The organism is Catenulispora pinisilvae, from assembly GCF_015356865.1.
Classification (GTDB): Bacteria; Actinomycetota; Actinomycetes; order Streptomycetales; family Catenulisporaceae; genus Catenulispora; species Catenulispora pinisilvae.
In genome coordinates this window covers 21,088-37,569 of sequence record NZ_JAAFZA010000092.1, presented here as the reverse complement: position 1 = coordinate 37,569, position 16,482 = coordinate 21,088, and the positions used below count along the sequence as shown (strand labels likewise).

Genomic DNA, 16,482 nt, shown 5'->3' with positions numbered 1-16,482 from the left:
GGAGAGAGGTAGAGCGGGGGGAGTAGAGCAGGGCTGGTATAGCAGGGGGACGGTATTGCCGGGCAGGTGAGTTTGTCAGTGCTGTCGGCGAGGCTGGGCCAATGCCGATCCACGTAGCCAGCCGCCGCCGCTCCGCAGCTTCCCTGTCGGCGGCGTTCCCCGGCGCGCGCATCATCGACGTCACGTCCAAAGGCCCGCAGCCGTGGGTGCGGATGAGCCCGTTCTACCCGCACGGCCAGATCCCCGTCCCGCTCAGCGGCGCCGCGACCGCACAGAGCGTGGAAGGGATCTGGCAGGCGCTGAAGGTGTTCCAGGACCACGACGTCGACCGGCGCAAACTCGACATCATCTCCATGACCGGCCTGAAACGCACCGTCCGCAAATACGGGCCCGTACTCGGCCACCGCGCCGGTCTGGACGGCGACCGGCTGCTGCCCTACGAGCTGGCCCGGCGCCGCATCTTCCTGCCCGCCTACCGCTGGGTGCTGGAGAACAAAGTCGCGGACCTGGTCGCCGAGCTGCGGGCCGCCGAGGGCGATGTCGTGCTGCTGGACTACATGGTCAACGGCGACGTCACCGACACCGGCAGCGCCCTGTCCCACGCGGCCCTGATCCAGCTCTACGTCGAGGATCGCTGGCCCGCCGAACAACCGTCGGCGCAGCAATCGCCAGTGTCGTAGCGTCCGGTCACAGTGTCCGCCGCATAGCGACCCGCGGGCCCAAAGCATCCAGCCCCAGGTCCGCCTCGTGCCGCCGAATCGCCGCCAACGGCGCACTGAGCTGCGCGTCATCAAGGGCCTGGAAGCCGAGCCGGGCATAGAACGGCGCGTTGAACGGTACGTGCGCGAACGTCATCAACGTCACCGCGCCGAAGCCGTTCCGCGCCGCCCAGTCGCAGCACGCCCGCACCAACGCCGTCCCGATCCCGCGCCGTGTCGCCGACGGCAGCACCGACAGCTGCTCCAGATGCGCGTTGCCGTCGATCACGTCGATCCGGGCGAACCCCACCGGCGGAGTGCCCGCCACCAACACCGCCGCGGCCTCGGCGAGTGAGGCCACCGCCTGCGCGGCCTCCGGCAGCGGCGGCAACGACGCGCCGCCCAGATACGCCACCAACTGCGCGTCGGCGGCCAGCTCCAGCGCCGGCAGAGCCGCCAGCTCCTCAGCTGTCGCCAGCCGCACCGCACCCTCGTCGTCGCTCATGCGCCGAGCCTAAACGGCGCGCGCCGGGCCCCAAACCGGTTACTTGTGACGCCGCTACTTGTACCGCCCCTACCTACACCGCCGTCACTTGTACCGCGACGAGCTGTCGTGCCACTCCAGACACCCGCCCATCCACGCCCGAGCCCCCAGCACGAACCGCTGCAACTCCGGCGAGGGCACCGCCGCCAACGCCGACCGCGTCTGTTCGAACCCGCGCACGATGTCGTTGTGCAGCGCCACCACCTCCTCGGTGGCCTCGTCGATCGAACACTCCCGCTCAGCAGCCAGCAGCAGCACCAGGTTGCAGTCCGGGTCCTCCCCGGCCTCGCGCGCCGCCGAGGCCAGATCGTTCACCAGCACCGAGGCGGTACCGGCCTGCATCAGGGCCCGGTGGAACAGCGGGTCGGCGAACAACTCCGAGGGCAGCTCATACCCGCCGACGACATCGATGAGGATCATCGAGGTGTAGAAGCTGTCATGCTGGCGCGCCGCCAGATACCGCCACGCCTCCGGGGTGATACCGGCGTGCCGCCAGGCGTTGTAGGCGTTCCACGACACATACATCTGGTGTGTGGTGTGCCGGACCCGCATCACCTGCGCCGCCGAGGCGTGCCGGGTGACGTGCGCCAGCGCCGAGCGCAGCGACACCAGCACCGCATCGGACACCACCGCCTCGGCCAGCGGCCCGCTGAACTCACCGGCCGGCGGCGGCGGGTCCATCGCCGAGGACACCATCACCAGCCGCCCCGGCAGCGCCTCGGCGACGGCGCCCAAGTCGGTCTCGTCGGCGTAGTAGTCGTCCGAGGCCCACCAGGCCGCGTTCATCTGCGCCGACACCAGCAGCAGATCCGGGTCGTCGCACTCGGGATGGGCCAGGGTGATCAGCCGGCCGAACCCGGTCTTGGCGAACTCCTCCAGATGCCCGGCGTGCAGCCCGATCCGCTCGGCCCAGGCCACCAGCCGGTCGTTGACCTCGGTGGCCAACGCCTCGTCCAGCCGCGACGGGGCCGGGCAGTACAGGGGGGAGTGGGAGCCGTCACCCCAGGGCCGCAGCGGGATCGGCGCCGGCGTCAGCCGCTCGGGGTGCTGCGGCGGGCGCAGCGGCGTCTCCGGGCCCGGATCCACATCGGCGCTGTGCCAGTGCCCGGATGCGGCCTCGGGCCCGGCCTCCCACGGCGGCCGCGCCGGCGGCGGCCCGGACAGCGCGGCCAGGCCCGGCAGCAGCGCCGCGGAACTCGGAGCGTCGGCGGTCAGGGTCATGCTCATCTCCCCGCGTCCTTCAACGATGGCGGCCGCCGGGTGCGACGGCCGCCGGGTATGCGTTGCCTGACGGCCCTCCCGGCGCCTCAGGCCTCCTCGGCCCTTAGGCCTCTTGCCGGGCCTTCAGACCTTTGCCGTCCCTCAGACCTTGTCGGCGGCGATCATGAGGTAGTGGAAGCTGCCCTCCTTGTACGCGGTCAAGAACGCCTCCTCGATCCCGGTGGTCACGTTCGACTTCGCACGCAGCTCCCAGTACGGAATCGTCGCCGCCGTCAGATCCACCACCGAGATCGGCACCAGCCCGTTCGCCACCATCGCCGCGAAGTACGCCGAGCGCGGATGGATGTCACAGATGTAGTGCGCGTTGATCTGGCTCACCGACCGCGACGGCAACGCCCCGTAGGCGTCGTTGAAGCAGCCGGTGATGGTGACGTACCGGCCGCCCGGCGCCAAGGAGCGGGCATGCTCGCCGAACAGCGTCTGCAAGTCCACATACATCGTGGACTCGTTGTTCCAGATCGCCTGGAATGTGCCGTCGGCGAACCCGTTGCTCAGCATGTTCCGCAGGTGGTAGTTCACCTTCCCGCCCATGCCCATCTGCTCGGCCCGGCTGTTGGCGAAGTCCACCTGCTTGCCGGAGATCGACAACCCGTCCACCCGGCACCCGAACCGCAACGAGGCCATCAACGACGTGCCGCCCCGGCCAGAGCCGGCGTCCAGCAGCCGCTGCTCGGCACTGACCGGACCCAGCTGGTCCAGCAGGAAATCCGCCTGCGCCGTCTCCAACCGGTGCATCTCGGCGATCATCCGAGCCTCCCGGTCGTCGGCCGGCGCCTCCAACACCGACCAGTCGACGTCCCCGATCCCGTAGTGGTGGTGGTAGATCCCGTCCACCTCGCCTAAGCGGATGTTCACCGGGTTCTTCTCCCGGTCCCAATAGTCGGCGACAGACTCCTGATAGCGGCTGGTCACAGCGGACTGCGAACCCATGGCGAAACCACCCTTCGTAAAGGTACTGCGAGGACAGGCTGCGTCTTCGGGAAAGATCAGGATCAGAATCAGGACACGGCGTGCCAGGTGCGGTGCCCGCCCAGCCACGTCCACAGCCCGCCCAGATAGCGGCGGGTCGCCGGATCGGCGGAGGCGGCCAGGTGGGTGGCGTGGTGCTGGAACGCCCGCATCGCCTCGTCGTGGATCTCGGCGGCGCGGCGGCCCGCGGCACCCGGGCCCAGACCGTCGGTGTCGGCGATGGCCGCGGTCAGGCCGGACGGCGCCGGGTCGGCGATGTCGTGCAGCAGCGCCGCGGCGAACGCCGCCAGCCGCTGCGCGCGCCGCAGCTCCGGATCGGCCGACGCCGACGGCGACAGTTCGTACCCGTCGACCGCGTCCAACGCGGCCAGGGCCGGGCTGTAGGCGTTGACGTGCCCTAGGGACAGGTACTCCCACGGGGGGCGGGCCCCGCCGCGGCCCGGCGCCGCCGAGGACAACGCCTGGCATTCGCGGCGTACCCGCTCCACCTGGTACGGCGAGGCCGGCAGGGCGCTGAGACCGGCCATCGCCGAGAGCAGCGCCGGGTTCGCGATGCCGGCGCGCGCCGGGTCGGCTTCCGCCGGGAGTGCGGCATCGGGCAGGGAGCAGCCGTCGTAGACCTCGGCGATGGCCTGGTCCAGGGCTTGTGCGAGCGCGAACACCGTGGCCGTGGTTCCGGGACCGGCTGCCTGGGCGGTCTCGGAGCTGGCCTCGGTCTTGGCTACGGCAGCCGCAGCCGCAGCCGCTGTCGACACCGATGCGAATGCGGATGCCGCTGCCCCAGCCCCCGTTCCTGTGCCTGCGTCTGTCGCTGTGGCGGCGGTGCCGGGCTCCGGCGCGCGCTGCACCAGCTCCCCGACGTCGGCGCCCATCGCGCCGCCGGCCAGCAGCCGCCCGACCGCCAACAGCCGGGCCGCGACCGTCAACCGCCCGACGTCGTCGGTGTCCGGATGTGCCAGCACCACCAGCCGCCCGAGCCCGGCGGCCGGACCCGGGGCCAGACCGACCCCGGACGCCCAGTCGTCCAGGCGCTCCTGTACCGCCGCCGCCAGCGCTGGATCATCACGCACTGCCGGCGGACAGTACAGCGCCTCGGTGACCCTGGCCGGGCGGCCGGCGCGCGCCAGTCCCGCCGCGGCCATGCCCAGCTGTGAGCCGCCGAGCCTACTGCTGCCAAGCCCGGTGCTGCCCGGCACCAGCCCGATCATCGCCATCGATGTTTCCCCTCGCCCCTGTTCGGTGCCACTTGGTGCTCTGCTCGCTCAGCCGCGTGGTGTCGCGATGTCGACGTTCTCCAGGATCCCGATGGCGTCCGGTACCAGCACCGCCACCGAGTAGTAGGCGGTGACCAGGTACCGGATGATCGCCTTGTCGGTGATCCCCATGAACCGCACGTTCAGCGACGGCTCGTACTCGTCCGGGATGCCGGTCTGCCGCAGCCCGACCACGCCCTGCTGGGCCTCGCCGAGCCGCATCGCCACGATCGAGGAGGTGTGGCCGTCCTCGACGCCGATCTTGCCGCAGGGGAAGATCGGGACGCCGCGCCAGGCCGGGACCGCGTGCCCGTCCACCAGCACCGGGTCCGGATACAGCCCGCGTTTGGTGCACTCGCGGCCGAACGCGGAGATCGCCTTGGGGTGCGCCAGGAACATGTGGGTGCTGCGGCGCATCGCCAGCAGATCGTCCATGTCGTCCGGGGTCGGCGGCCCGGACCAGGTGCTGATCCGCTGGTCGTAGTCGGTGTTGTGAAGCAGCCCGAAGTCCCGGTTGTTCAGCAGCTCCCACTCCTGCCGCTCCCGGATCTCCTCGATGGTCAGCCGCAGCTGCTCCTTCACCTGGTCCATCGGGTCGTTGAACAGGTCGGCGACCCGGGAGTGGACCCGCAGGATGGTCTGGGTCAGCGACAGCTGGTATTCGCGCGGGGCGAGCTCGTAGTCCACGTACGTGCCGGCGAGTTCGAACTCGCCCTCGTGGCCGGCGCTGATCTCGACGACCGCCTCGCCCTTGGAGTTCACCTTGCGGCCGGTGCGGGCCACGTAGGCGTCTATGTGCTCGCGCAGATGCGGGTTGGCGTCGCGGGTGCGCTGGAAGTCAGCCATCTGCAACACCATCAGCGTGCCGGAGGTCGCGGCCTTCAACGTCGCGCCCCACAGCGGATCGGGCTGTAACAGCACCTCATCGCCCATGTGCGCGCCGTCGGTCAGCACCCCCAGCAGCGTCGGCTCCCCGTAGGCGCCGATCGTGCTGCGCTCCACCCGGCCGTGCGCCAGGATGAACACCTCGTCCACCGGATGCCCGGCCTCGGCGATGACGTCGCCGGCCCGGATGTCCCGCGGCGTGAACAGCCCCGCCAGCTGCGTCAGCAGCGCCTCATCGGCGAAGCCGCGCATCACCGGGATCTCCCGCAGCGTCTCCGGCACGATCCGGATGTCGTCGGCGCCGCTTTGCACGAACGCCACCCGGCCCCGGCCCACCGACAGGTTCAGCCGCCGGTTCACCCGGTACGTGCCGCCGGAGACCTCCTCCCACGGCAGCCGCCGCAGCAGCCAGCGGGAGGTGATGCCGCGCATCTGCGGGGCGGACTTGGTCGTGGTGGCCAGATTACGGGCCGCGGCGGTACTCAGCGACAGCGGCGTGTCCGCGGTGGTGGGAACGTCGTCGGCCGCTTCCTCGGCGGTGCGGTCCGGGGTGATCGTCATGGGCCGGGTCCTCCTTGTCCTTCCTTGGCCTGTCTTGCCGGTGCCAGCCGAAAGGGCTCCCTTGCCAGGTAAGGCGAACCAAAGGCGGCGCACCAGAACGCGACGCCATGGCGGATGACGCGCGGCGCTGGCGCGGGAATGCCCGAACGGATGGGTTTGGGTGAAAGTCCCGCGCTGATGGCGTTCACGCCATCGGCGACTTGGGACTTCGGCACGATCCAGCCAGCCATCGGCCGCCTATCAGCCAGCCGTCAGCCGGCGATCAGCCCTCTCCCGCTGTCGTCCGGCCGCACAATCCGGGTGCCACGGGAGTGCCACAGCCATCGCACCCCGATGCCACGGCCGCCCGGCAGGGTCTGGACGGACAGCGTCCTCCCGGGGAAGGGAAAACACCACCATGGCAGATCGCACGTCCGCCCAGCCGCTACGCCGCCGCTTCACGGCGCTCGTCGTCGGCGTCCTGGCCGTCGGCGGCACCACACTGGCGGCCAGCGCACCGGCCCACGCCGAGGACATCGGCTTCTGCTCGCACACGAACGCCCAGCCGGAGCTGACCGTCGGCAGCCAGGGCGTCGCAGTGCAGCAGGCACAGTGCGAACTCGACTACGCCTACGCATACGGGCACTCCACCAACTACGGCCAGGGCTCGTACAACGGCCTGGCCATGGACGGCGACTTCGGGCAGAACACCGAGGCCGCGACCAAGAACTTCCAGATCCACTGCATGGGCGTCAGCAACCCCGACGGCATCATCGGCCCGAACACGTGGAACGCGCTCAACCAGCAGATCAACACCGGTTTCTACTGCTGAAGCCGGTAGTACTGGACCTGCTAGTACTGGCCCCGGTAGCGCCGAACCCGGCCCCGGCGGTGGCGCCCCGATCCGCGTCTAGGGGGCGTCGCCGCCGGGGCGCGCGCCTGCGGCCGGGCCCGTGCCGTTAGAACCTGCGCCGCCAGAGCCCGTATCTGCGGGGCCTACTGGGCCCGCCAGGCCGCCGGAGCCCGCGTCTGCGGCGGCCAACTCCTCCGCGCGCAGCAACATCTTCTTCAACAGGGCATTGACCCGGCCCCGTTCACGCTCGTCCAGCGCGCCCACGATCTGCCGCTCGGCGACGTCCTGGAACCGCATCCCGGCCAGCCACTTGGCGTGACCCTGCTCGGTCAGCTCCACATCCACCCGGCGCCGATCAGCCGTGCCACGGATCCGCCGCACCAGCCCGGCCTGCTCCAGCGCGTCCAGCCGGCCGGTCATGCCGGCGGGGGAGAGCAGCAAGTCCGCGGCCAACTCCGACGGGGTGGCGCGGTGACCGTCCCGGGCCGCGAGCCGGTGCAGCGTCTGGAACTCGAAGTCCGCCAGGCCCACCTCGTCGTGCATGCGGCGTTTGCTGTTGGCCACGTGCTTGGTGAGCATCTGCAGCCGGGTGACGACCGCCTCGACCGTCTCGTCGTAGGGGGCCTTGCCGCGCCAGCGGGCCAGGTGACGGTCGACGGAGTCCTCCGGGGGAGCCATGGCAGTCAGTATGGGCCGACGCGCAGGTGATTCGCCAGCGGAAGGTTCAGCATCATGTATTTCGTTGACGAATGATTCGTTGGCGAAATAGCCTGCCGGGGTGACAAGCTCCTCGCCCAACGGGACCGCCCCTGGGCCCGACCCCGGGTCAACCCCCGGCGGCGCGACCGGCGCCGCTACCGTCGTCGGCGTGCGCAGACTCGTACTCGGCCGCACCGCCGCCGCACTGGCCACCGCCCTGATCCCCACGACCCTCACCCTGGCCGTCGTCCACACCGGCACCGCCTCCGGGTCTCTCGGCGCGATCCTGGCCGCCGAATTCGTCCCCATGCTCCTCCTGCTGCCGCTCGCCGGCGTGTTCGCCGACCGCTTCCCGGCCCGCCGCGTCATCCTCACCGCCGACCTGACCCGCGCCGCAGCCCAAGGCGGCATCGGCGCCACCCTGCTCACCGCCGGCGTGAACGTGCCGGCGCTCGCCGCCCTGGCCGCCGTCACCGGAGGCGCCGTCGCCTTCGGCACACCCGCGGTGCGCACCCTGGTGTCGGCCACAGTGTCCGGGCCACAACGGCAACGACTCAACGCACGGCTGTCGGTGTGGCAGGGACTGGCACAGTTCGCAGGGCCCGGCATCGCCGGGACACTGATGCTCGGCATCGGCGCCGGATGGTCCTCACTGCTCACCGCCGCACTGTTCGTCGGATCGGCGCTGACGCTCGGCGGACTCACGTCACCGAGGCCTATGGCTGTCGCAGGCGATAACGACAACGACAGCGACGGCGCCCGCGACAACAGCGACACTCGGCGCGCGCCGTTCCTCCACGACCTACGCGCCGGCTGGGCCGAGACCCGACGCCACCCGTGGTTCATCGCGAACGTCATCGGCCACGGCATCTGGAACATGACCGCAGGCGTACTGCTCACCCTCGGACCGGTCATCATGATGCGCCACCACGGCGGCGGCACCGCCTGGGTCATCACCCTGCAATCCGGCACCGTCGGCCTACTCGCCGGAGTCTGGACCGCCGGACGACTCCGCCTGCGCAGGCCCCTCATAGCAGTCGCACTCGGAGCATCCGCCTACGCGCTGCCACTCGCGGCGCTCGCCGCCGGCGCACCGCTGCCGGTCCTACTGGCCTCCTACACAGCCGGCATGTTCGGCCTCGGCATCCTCGACCCACTATGGGAGACCACGATCCAGCAACGCATACCCGCCGAAGCCCTCGGACGCGTGGGCTCCTTCGACACGCTGATCTCCTTCGCCGCCCGACCCCTCGGCCTGGCACTCGCCGCCCCGGCCGCGACGGCACTCGGCATGACCCTGCCGCTGGCCGTCTCCGCCGTCCTGGTGGGCGGCGCCAACCTCGCGGTACTGGCGATACCGGCGGTCCGGGAGCATCCCGAGCCGGAGGACCCGGTCCACGCCCCGGCACTGCCGGCCGCGGCCGAGGCTGTCGGAGCAGCCGGGGCCGCCGGGTGATCGATCACGGATGGCTCGCGGACGATGTGTGGCGGGGTGGTGCTGCGGCCTCGGCCGAACCACCGACGTCGGTGTCGGCGTCGGCGTCTGTGGTGGCCCCGGTGGCGGGCTCAGTCGCGCCGCATGCCGAGCCGCCTAGACGCGAACCTCCGCGATCCGCAGCATCGCCCGCTCCAACTCCGCCGGATCAGCACGCGGCGAAGCCCACGTCAGCTGAAGCCCATCGCCATGGCGCCGGGGGATGAGGTGCGTATGGAAGTGGAACACGTCCTGGCCCGCCGCCGCGCCCGAGTTGACGCGCACATTCACCCCGTCCGGCTCGAACGCCTGCCTCAACAGCAGCGCCGCGCGCCGGACCATCGAGGCGACGTGGCCGTGCTCCACCTCTGAGATATCCCACATATCCCGCACATGGCGCCGCGGGACCACAAGCGTGTGCCCAGGCGCCGCGGGCCTGATGTTCAGGAACGCCAGCGTGTGTTCGTCCGCCAACACCCGGCGCGACGGCGCACGGCCGGCGACGATCTCGCAGAACACACAGTCACTCATCGATACAGGATCGCGCATGTGTTGGTGACCGCGACAGCGCAGCGGGGGAGTGGCCGCGCTCGACAACGCGTACTGTGGATGTGGATGTGGATATCGAGCGGAGCTACCGAGGACGACCCGGGGGAGTCGCCCACACGTTCGATAGGGCGATGGTGTTCAAAATGGCGATGTTGCCGGTCGGCGGCGGCGTTTCCCTGATTTACGAGTGGTAGCGGCGACCTCGATGCATCAGGACGCGTAATCAGCATTACACGACGGGGCTTTGGGCCGACTCAAGAGCGGCTGCGGCGAGTAGAAGCAAGCGAGATGACTGACTCTCTCTGCGTGCGCGCAGCAAGCACGCAAGCGCACGCGCCGGCGGTCTCTGGCTCTCTGCCTAAGCGCACATGCCGACGAACGCTTGGCGCGCGCCACCGCATGATCAGCCCCCGTGGCTCGTACGAACGATCTAGCCGGAGACGTTCTGTAGGAAGGTTTCTGCTGAGCGGCAGGCATCTGGACGCACCGCCCGTCGCGCAGAATCCCGCACAGCGAACCCCGGTAACCAGCGCCACCACCAGCTCTGACCCCGCTCCCGCAACTGCCCGATAATGTACATTATGTAAAGCTGATGAGAGTGGCCCCTCCTCGTCTGGTCCGGCGCCCTCGCCAGCCAAACCAGGCACCGCCTCGTAGATGACATTTCTCAGTGGGTCTTCTCCGTTCTCAGTCAATCTGTTCCGACATGCTGCTGCGGATAGGATTGGGTGAGAACGCCGTAGCGTGTAAACGCCCAGACCAGGACCGCTTCGTGGCGGCTCAGGCGAGCTGAGCCGGAGGGCAGCGCACCCGAGCTGGGAGCCGTTCGAACGCTCCAGCACTGATCCGCTGCGGCCCGATCGCATCTACGTCACCAATCCCTCGACGCGGATGTCACCGATGGACCTGTGGCCGCTGGCCGCGGTCATGCTGTGCCCCAATTGCCGGAGCAGGGAACTGTTTCTCATCGATGACGTGGACGGCGACCAGATTACGCTGCGCAGTCTCGAGGAACACACCATGCAGATCACGTACACCGGCCCCTGACACCTTCGGACCGCTGGCTGTGGCGGCTTGGCGGCCCAGCCCGAGCCGATTCTCGTGGCCTAGGCACATCAGTGGCGCGTGATGCCGCGGGCCTCTCCCGCAGTCGGTGCTCCCGCGCCGGGGCAGCCTTTGCAGGCAGAGCATCGACGTTCATCGGCTATTCGGGATGGTCGGCCGCCAGTTCAAACAGGCCCGGCGGTTCCGGTGCCGCCGCGCTGCCACCAGGCGACCGCCGGTCTCCGCCGGTAAGTTCGCGGGTGAGCAGTTCCCGGGCCATGTCACGAAAGTTGGGGTTCAGCCCGGCTGCGGCGACCAGGAACCCCACGACGTCGGCCAGGAGTTTCGCGGCGATCGGGTCGGTGTGGTGGCCGAACGCCTGAACCACGGAGGTTCGGCGGCGGGCGGCCAGCGCCGCGCTGAGCACCTCGGCGTATCGCAGCGCCGGCAGACACGCGCTCGGGGTGCGGGTGAACCGGCCCACCAGTTCCAGCAACTGCCCGAACCACGGCGGCAGCAGCTGGCTCTGGACGCCGGCTTCCGGCGGCAGTACCCGGCGCAGGTGCATCAGCAGCTGCTGCTTCTCGCGCATCGCGACCTGACCGCCGAAGAAGTACTCGACCAGGCAGGTCTCGACGTCGGCGGCGTGTGTGGCCCGGATGTGCTCCACGGCCCGGCACACCGCCAGCAGGTACAGCCAGCAGCAGTCGACGAGCAGCGCGGCGTGCAGCGGGTTGGCCGGGTCCAGCATGGTGGAGGCGTCGGCGAGGTGGCTGACCATCTGGGTGAGGTTGCGGTAGGGCTCGTATACCCAGTAGTCGAATTGCCGGTACTCCTGCAGTGGGTCGAGTTTGCGGTCCAGACCCGTGAAGGCCTTGAGATAGTCGGCGATCTGGGCCGGGTCGAACAGCCTGGCCAGCGGCGGGTCGGTCAGGTCGAAGGCGATGTGGTGGGCGGACTCAAGCTCTGCTAGGTCGTCGCCGGTCAGCACAGCGATGTTCAGGCGGGCTGCGAGTTGCCGGGCAGCGTCGGTGACCTTCGAGTTGCGCACCATGTAGGCGGCCTCGGCGCCGAAGAAGTCGCCCACGCCGCGGATCCAGAACATGCGCTCGGTGGACCGCTTGTCAGTGCTCTTGCAGTCGGCAATCGCGGTGTGGATCCGGAAACCCGGCGCCGCCGTCACAGCCAGAACGTCCAGGTCGGTGAACGACTGGTAGTCCGGCTTGCCCTTGTTCGCCGGCACGTACGCCCGCAAAGGCACGTCGATGCGGGTGGCGAAGCCCATACGCCACAGCAACCGCCGCACGGCGGCTTTCTGCCCCAGGTCCAGTTCCGTCACAGCGATCCCCGGCCCATGATCGCCTCGAAGAACTTGCCGTACTCCCGGTCCGGGATCCGCACCTGGTCGCGGCTGCGCGCGGCGGTCTGCAGCGGCTGCAGGTATTTGGCGTCCAACCCGAGCAGGTCGCGCTTGGCCTCCGGCAGCTGCCGCCCGGCGGCCATCGGCTCGCCTATCCGCAGCATGTCGCGGGCGATCATCAGCGCCTCGCGGTTATCGGCGGTCTCCACCAGCGTCGGCCGCACCCAGGAACCTCCAGGCCTGTCGTCGGGGGCGAAGAAAAGTATTCCGCGGTTGCGCATCAGCCGGTACTGCCGCTCCGAGGAGCTGTGCGGATTGAGACTGCCGTCCTTCAGCAGCGTGTTGATGAGATGAACCCCGGCGCTGGCATTGCTGAACCCGCCGAACGTCTCCGCGCACCGCACACAGGCGATCACCGCCAATGCCTTGTCCAACACCGGTTTGCGCCCGACCAGCAGCTCCCTGTCCAGGCTGTACGGCAGGGTAGCGAACGCCTGCATCGAGGCGTCGGGCAGCTCGACGGTCGGCGCGGGGACCAGCCCACGGGCGACGGCATCGGCGATCATCGGGAATCTCGCCGCGTCAATGGCCAAGCCCTGGTGCCGTTTGAGGGCGTCGAACTCCTCAAGCATCCGGTCCGGGCCGTGCTCGGTGAGCAGCACCTCCAGGACATCAGGGTGCTCGAACCCGGTGAACGGCGAGTAGACGATGCCGCCGTCGATCGTTGACACCGTGCGCAGCAACCCCGAATCACGGCCCAGCGGAATCAGCCGGCCGGCCTCGGCCTGGGTGATGCCCACCGTGTCGGCCAGTGCCTCCAGCGGCACCGGGCCGCGGGCCAGGCGGTCCACGACCGCCAGCACCTGCTCCTCGAACTCCCGCGGGCCGCGCTCGCGCCACAGCCGACCCAGCTCCTCGTACAGGTTGTGGTAGACCGGGACGGTCTCGGTCAGACCGGTCACCTGCCCGCGGCCATCGCGGGTCAGCTGCACGAAGTCCGCCTCCTCCAGCAACTGCAGCACCTGGTCGAAGGCGTGCGGGGCGACATCGAGTTCGGAGACCGCGACCGCCTCCAGCGCGCCGGCGTCGGGAATCAGGTCCCGGCCCCGGATGAGCGAGGCGACGTCCGCGGCCATCCCGACCAGCCGGGTGTGCTTCAACGACACCAGCGCCGCGGAGTTAGGGTCTATCGCGCGCAGGCCGGCGTGCACGTCCTGACAGCGCAAGCCCTCAACGTACCGATCCATCGCACAACCCATCGGCTCGACGTGCCCGGCAGCCAACCCACTCGAGCGCCAGAACAGACGCCCGCCGAACCGCCACACTACGCCAGCACCTACCCCGTTACATCTCGTCACCGCCCATCGGCGGGCCACCGACCACCTTCGCGACGGCCCGCTGCGGCCGACTGGCTGCCCGGTGGCTGAGCGGTGTGGGGCGGTCGGCGCCAACCTGAAGAACGCCGCACTGGTTCTGCCTTCCCGACCACATCACGGACAGAGGCGATCCCGGCACGGCCCGTGCGGCAGGGCCGCGCTCTACGGTACCCACGCTGTTCGTCGGCGGCCGGGCCGCGTGGACCATGCGGGTGAAACGCCCTGCCGGCGCCGAAACGCCGGTACAGGTCCGGCGGCGCTCCGACCCGGGACTGATGGGCGTAGAGGTTCCAAGGGCCGACGGCCGGCGGGACCATGCCCCGTCGATCAGCGGATCCGCCACCCCGCCGTCTCCGAGAAACGACTGCCCCGTCCGGGGCGCTGTCGGTGCGGAGCGGAGCATGATAGGTATCTCCAATGTCTGATATCGCCGCCGCAATAGCAGGTCTGATCGGTGGGCTCGTGGGCACCGGCGGCACCCTGACCGCCGCCCGCCTCACAGCACGCGATGCCCTCAAACGTCTTGAGATCGAGCACAACGAGGACCGGGCGCGCCTGCAGATCGAGGCTCGACGCCAGGCCTGCATCACCTTCGTCGGCAAGGTGTCCGACCTGGAAACAGCGTCGTGGGCGCTGGCCGACCAGCTGGCCCTCAAGGTGCCGGGCGACATGCCGCACACCGTCTACCGCAAATCGGTCGAGCGTCGAAACGGCCTGTTGGGCGCCTACTCGGAACTCGCCGTGTTCTTCCCGCAGAAGATCAGCGACAGCGCGGTGGCATTGACTAACGCAACGGTCGCGCTTCACGGCATCGCACGCGACTGGTACTACGTCGCGGTCGCGGACACCGCGCGTGTCAGGCGCCGATGGGCGGCGTTCGACGCGCAGTGGGGCGTGGTCGAGGGACACTTTGCCGAATTCATTCAGCTCGTGTCCCAGGTCTACGGCGAGGGGGTGGTCGCCGACCGTCCTCGCGCTCCCGCACCGGGCGAGGTCGAACTGACCGAAACGAACGGTGTCGACAAGTAGCCGGTTCCGTGGATATGAGCGCCGATCGCCGATCAGCGGAGGGTCAACACCGTTCCTGCGCCAGCTGGCGTGTTCGAGGAGGAAGTCGGTCCGGTCCGATAGCCGATGACGAGGCACGAGCCAGCCGAGTTCTGGCCAGACCTCGTCGATCAGCCAAGCTGTGACCTGCTGATAGCTTTCTGGAGAAGCCCGTTCAACGTTCCGGAGCAGACCGGATGAGAAAATCGACAACCATCCCACTTTCGGAACAGATCCGATGAGAAAAATGGGCCGTCCATGTTCTCAGTTGATCAGCTCTAAGCAGGTCAGAGCCCTGAGTGTGGATCAGATTGGATGAGAAAGGACAGCATGATCAACGGAACTGTTGTCGAGCTGTCCTACGCCGAACATCGCGCGACATGGGACCGCTGGTATGCAGATTTTGCCTTCAGGCCGAGTACGCGCCAGTTCCCCGGCATCCAGGAACCGACGTCATCGCTGACATGGAGCCTGGACGCGTTGAACGACGACCCCGGCTGCATCAAGCTCGACCAGTTCACCGCGACCGTCGAGCAGGCGATCGCCGACTGCACTCCTGAAGGCGGGTCAGTGCTGGTCCTGGATTGGCAGCACCTCTGCTACCGAGTCCGACCCGACCAGGGCATAGAAGGCGAGCCGTTCCGCTGGCCGCTGAGCCCCTACCCCGACGGGGACTACTACATCTACCTCGCGGAAGACTTCTCCTTCGGCTCTTTCGGCCATCCCTGGGAACACACCGTATGCCTCTTCGGCACCGAGCTTCTCGCTCAAGCCTCACGTCCGGTGACCACTATCCTCGGTGATCCAGTACGCCGCGACGGGCATGCCGCCACGAACCCCTGAGCCGAGCAGGTCAGGATCAGGACCTTGGCTCAAGTTCACTGCGAACGGACACCTCAGGAGGAAGGCCGTGCCTCGGCAGGCGCCGGGTCGCCCCCCGCGAGCTGAGTTCGCACGTCGCGAGGCACACGCACGCCGTGGCTGCGCATGTTGGCGATGAACCGCGCGGCGAGCGGGTCGGGCGTGGCGGGGGTGACCGCCACCAGCTGCCTGACCCAGCGTGGCGAGAACGATCGGACCGCGCCCGGGAAGCCGGCACTGATCGCGCTCACCGGGCATACCGCGACCCCCAAGCCGGCGGCCGCGAGGTGCGGGGCTGTGACAGTCACCGCTGTCCTCATCACGGGCTCCGGGCGGACTCCGGCCTTCGTGAGGGACCGGTCAAGCCACGTGCTGAGGCCGTTCTCCGGGGCGAAGTGAACGAGTCGCGCGCCTTCCAGATCCCCTACCCGCACGACAGGCTGCCCGGCGATGACGTGGTCCGTCGGCGCGGCCAGAACGATCTCCTCCTCAGCGACCGCGGTGGCCGTGAAGCGGTCGGGTACAGGAGCCGGCATCAGCACGACGTCGACTTCGTCGGCATCGATGAAGCCGTGAAGCTCTTCTGCCGACGTGGATTCGCGCAAGGTGATCGTCACTTCGGGGTGACGGTGGTGCCACATGCGAACGACTGGGGCGAGCACGGACACCAGGCTCTGCGCGCAGGCCAACCTCAGCGATCCCTGAGTTGCTTCGCCAACGGCGCGGGCCGCCCGGACCGCGGAGGCGGCGGCCTCGATCGCTCGTCTGGCGTCGGCCAGTGCGGCACGCCCAGCGGGAGTGAGCCTGACTCCCCTGGGTTCGCGGCGAAGCAGGACCGTTCCCGTCTCGCGTTCCAGCGCGGCGAGTTGGTGGGAGACGGCGGGCTGCGAGGAGTGCAGCAGCCGTGCGGCCTGTGTCACCGACCCGGAGTCCGCGACCGCGACAAGGCACTCCAGCGCCCGGAGAGAAGCCATGCACAGATTTTATCGCAGACCCTCGAACTATGAATATTTTCGAGGGAATGGCCCGGAATCCCTGGCCGCTCCACT

16 protein-coding genes are annotated in these 16,482 nt (G+C 69.2%); 6 read left to right on the top strand and 10 right to left on the bottom strand.

What is annotated here, in order from left to right; genetic code table 11:
* Nucleotides 1–101 precede the first annotated feature (101 nt).
* Complete coding sequence (locus IZR01_RS24325; protein WP_194925207.1) at nt 102–680, top strand: DUF6939 family protein; 579 nt, start codon at nt 102–104, stop codon at nt 678–680.
* Between the two features lie 7 nt (nt 681–687).
* Here IZR01_RS24325 and IZR01_RS24320 read toward each other — a convergent pair whose 3' ends face one another.
* The 5 genes from IZR01_RS24320 to IZR01_RS24300 all read right to left on the bottom strand — a co-directional run bounded on the left by IZR01_RS24320 (nt 688) and on the right by IZR01_RS24300 (nt 6,191).
* On the bottom strand, nt 688–1,203 hold the full coding sequence (locus tag IZR01_RS24320; protein WP_194925206.1) for a GNAT family N-acetyltransferase: 516 nt from the start codon (nt 1,201–1,203) through the stop codon (nt 688–690).
* A gap of 84 nt (nt 1,204–1,287) precedes the next feature.
* Nucleotides 1,288–2,469, bottom strand: a complete 1,182-nt coding sequence (locus IZR01_RS24315; RefSeq protein ID WP_228554672.1) for a family 2 encapsulin nanocompartment cargo protein terpene cyclase — start codon at nt 2,467–2,469, stop codon at nt 1,288–1,290.
* A 135-nt stretch (nt 2,470–2,604) separates the two neighbouring features.
* Complete coding sequence (locus IZR01_RS24310) at nt 2,605–3,453, bottom strand: geranyl diphosphate 2-C-methyltransferase (protein WP_194894658.1); 849 nt, start codon at nt 3,451–3,453, stop codon at nt 2,605–2,607.
* 68 nt (nt 3,454–3,521) lie between these two features.
* Nucleotides 3,522–4,706 (bottom strand): isoprenoid biosynthesis enzyme family protein, encoded by a 1,185-nt coding sequence (locus IZR01_RS24305; protein WP_194925205.1) that lies wholly within the window; start codon nt 4,704–4,706, stop codon nt 3,522–3,524.
* A gap of 48 nt (nt 4,707–4,754) precedes the next feature.
* On the bottom strand, nt 4,755–6,191 hold the full coding sequence (locus tag IZR01_RS24300) for a family 2B encapsulin nanocompartment shell protein (RefSeq protein WP_194894660.1): 1,437 nt from the start codon (nt 6,189–6,191) through the stop codon (nt 4,755–4,757).
* Nucleotides 6,192–6,588: 397 nt separating this feature from the next.
* Between IZR01_RS24300 and IZR01_RS24295 the strand changes: the two genes are divergently transcribed.
* Nucleotides 6,589–7,002, top strand: coding sequence for a peptidoglycan-binding domain-containing protein (locus IZR01_RS24295; protein ID WP_194894661.1), 414 nt, complete (start codon nt 6,589–6,591; stop codon nt 7,000–7,002).
* Between the two features lie 78 nt (nt 7,003–7,080).
* Here the strand turns inward: IZR01_RS24295 and IZR01_RS24290 are convergent, their stop codons facing one another.
* Nucleotides 7,081–7,701: a MarR family winged helix-turn-helix transcriptional regulator gene (locus tag IZR01_RS24290; RefSeq protein WP_194925204.1), complete on the bottom strand. Its 621-nt coding sequence runs from the start codon at nt 7,699–7,701 to the stop codon at nt 7,081–7,083.
* A 190-nt stretch (nt 7,702–7,891) separates the two neighbouring features.
* Here IZR01_RS24290 and IZR01_RS24285 point away from each other — a divergent pair, with 190 nt between their 5' ends.
* Entirely contained in the window at nt 7,892–9,178 is a 1,287-nt protein-coding gene (locus tag IZR01_RS24285) for an MFS transporter (protein WP_194925203.1), read from the top strand.
* 135 nt (nt 9,179–9,313) lie between these two features.
* Here IZR01_RS24285 and IZR01_RS24280 read toward each other — a convergent pair whose 3' ends face one another.
* Nucleotides 9,314–9,727, bottom strand: a complete 414-nt coding sequence (locus IZR01_RS24280) for an HIT family protein (RefSeq protein ID WP_194925202.1) — start codon at nt 9,725–9,727, stop codon at nt 9,314–9,316.
* A gap of 918 nt (nt 9,728–10,645) precedes the next feature.
* Here IZR01_RS24280 and IZR01_RS24275 point away from each other — a divergent pair.
* Nucleotides 10,646–10,792 carry a hypothetical protein gene (locus tag IZR01_RS24275; RefSeq protein ID WP_194925201.1) on the top strand — a complete coding sequence of 49 codons (147 nt, stop codon included), beginning with the start codon at nt 10,646–10,648 and terminating at the stop codon, nt 10,790–10,792.
* A gap of 157 nt (nt 10,793–10,949) precedes the next feature.
* Here the strand turns inward: IZR01_RS24275 and IZR01_RS24270 are convergent, their stop codons facing one another.
* Both IZR01_RS24270 and IZR01_RS24265 read right to left on the bottom strand, forming a co-directional pair.
* A complete protein-coding gene (locus IZR01_RS24270; RefSeq protein WP_194925200.1) occupies nt 10,950–12,128 on the bottom strand; it encodes a hypothetical protein in 1,179 nt (392 codons plus the stop codon).
* A complete protein-coding gene (locus IZR01_RS24265; protein ID WP_194925199.1) occupies nt 12,125–13,396 on the bottom strand; it encodes a hypothetical protein in 1,272 nt (423 codons plus the stop codon). Before IZR01_RS24265 ends, IZR01_RS24270 begins: the two co-directional genes overlap by 4 nt.
* A gap of 546 nt (nt 13,397–13,942) precedes the next feature.
* On the opposite strand from IZR01_RS24265, the gene IZR01_RS24260 reads away from it, so the two are divergent.
* A complete protein-coding gene (locus tag IZR01_RS24260) occupies nt 13,943–14,554 on the top strand; it encodes a hypothetical protein (protein ID WP_194925198.1) in 612 nt (203 codons plus the stop codon).
* Between the two features lie 333 nt (nt 14,555–14,887).
* Nucleotides 14,888–15,415: a DUF2716 domain-containing protein gene (locus IZR01_RS24255; RefSeq protein ID WP_228560119.1), complete on the top strand. Its 528-nt coding sequence runs from the start codon at nt 14,888–14,890 to the stop codon at nt 15,413–15,415.
* 53 nt (nt 15,416–15,468) lie between these two features.
* Here the strand turns inward: IZR01_RS24255 and IZR01_RS24250 are convergent, their stop codons facing one another.
* Entirely contained in the window at nt 15,469–16,407 is a 939-nt protein-coding gene (locus tag IZR01_RS24250) for a LysR family transcriptional regulator (RefSeq protein ID WP_194894666.1), read from the bottom strand.
* Nucleotides 16,408–16,482 lie beyond the last annotated feature (75 nt).

Coding starts and splice junctions, on each gene's coding strand:
- IZR01_RS24260 (WP_194925198.1), top strand. CDS start 13,943: ATGTCTGATATCGCCGCCGCAATAGCAGGTCTGATCGGTGGGCTCGTG.
- IZR01_RS24255 (WP_228560119.1), top strand. CDS start 14,888: ATGAGAAAGGACAGCATGATCAACGGAACTGTTGTCGAGCTGTCCTAC.
- IZR01_RS24315 (WP_228554672.1), bottom strand. CDS start 2,469: ATGAGCATGACCCTGACCGCCGACGCTCCGAGTTCCGCGGCGCTGCTG.
- IZR01_RS24295 (WP_194894661.1), top strand. CDS start 6,589: ATGGCAGATCGCACGTCCGCCCAGCCGCTACGCCGCCGCTTCACGGCG.
- IZR01_RS24310 (WP_194894658.1), bottom strand. CDS start 3,453: ATGGGTTCGCAGTCCGCTGTGACCAGCCGCTATCAGGAGTCTGTCGCC.
- IZR01_RS24325 (WP_194925207.1), top strand. CDS start 102: ATGCCGATCCACGTAGCCAGCCGCCGCCGCTCCGCAGCTTCCCTGTCG.
- IZR01_RS24250 (WP_194894666.1), bottom strand. CDS start 16,407: ATGGCTTCTCTCCGGGCGCTGGAGTGCCTTGTCGCGGTCGCGGACTCC.
- IZR01_RS24320 (WP_194925206.1), bottom strand. CDS start 1,203: ATGAGCGACGACGAGGGTGCGGTGCGGCTGGCGACAGCTGAGGAGCTG.
- IZR01_RS24265 (WP_194925199.1), bottom strand. CDS start 13,396: ATGGATCGGTACGTTGAGGGCTTGCGCTGTCAGGACGTGCACGCCGGC.
- IZR01_RS24280 (WP_194925202.1), bottom strand. CDS start 9,727: ATGAGTGACTGTGTGTTCTGCGAGATCGTCGCCGGCCGTGCGCCGTCG.
- IZR01_RS24305 (WP_194925205.1), bottom strand. CDS start 4,706: ATGGCGATGATCGGGCTGGTGCCGGGCAGCACCGGGCTTGGCAGCAGT.
- IZR01_RS24275 (WP_194925201.1), top strand. CDS start 10,646: ATGGACCTGTGGCCGCTGGCCGCGGTCATGCTGTGCCCCAATTGCCGG.
- IZR01_RS24290 (WP_194925204.1), bottom strand. CDS start 7,701: ATGGCTCCCCCGGAGGACTCCGTCGACCGTCACCTGGCCCGCTGGCGC.
- IZR01_RS24300 (WP_194894660.1), bottom strand. CDS start 6,191: ATGACGATCACCCCGGACCGCACCGCCGAGGAAGCGGCCGACGACGTT.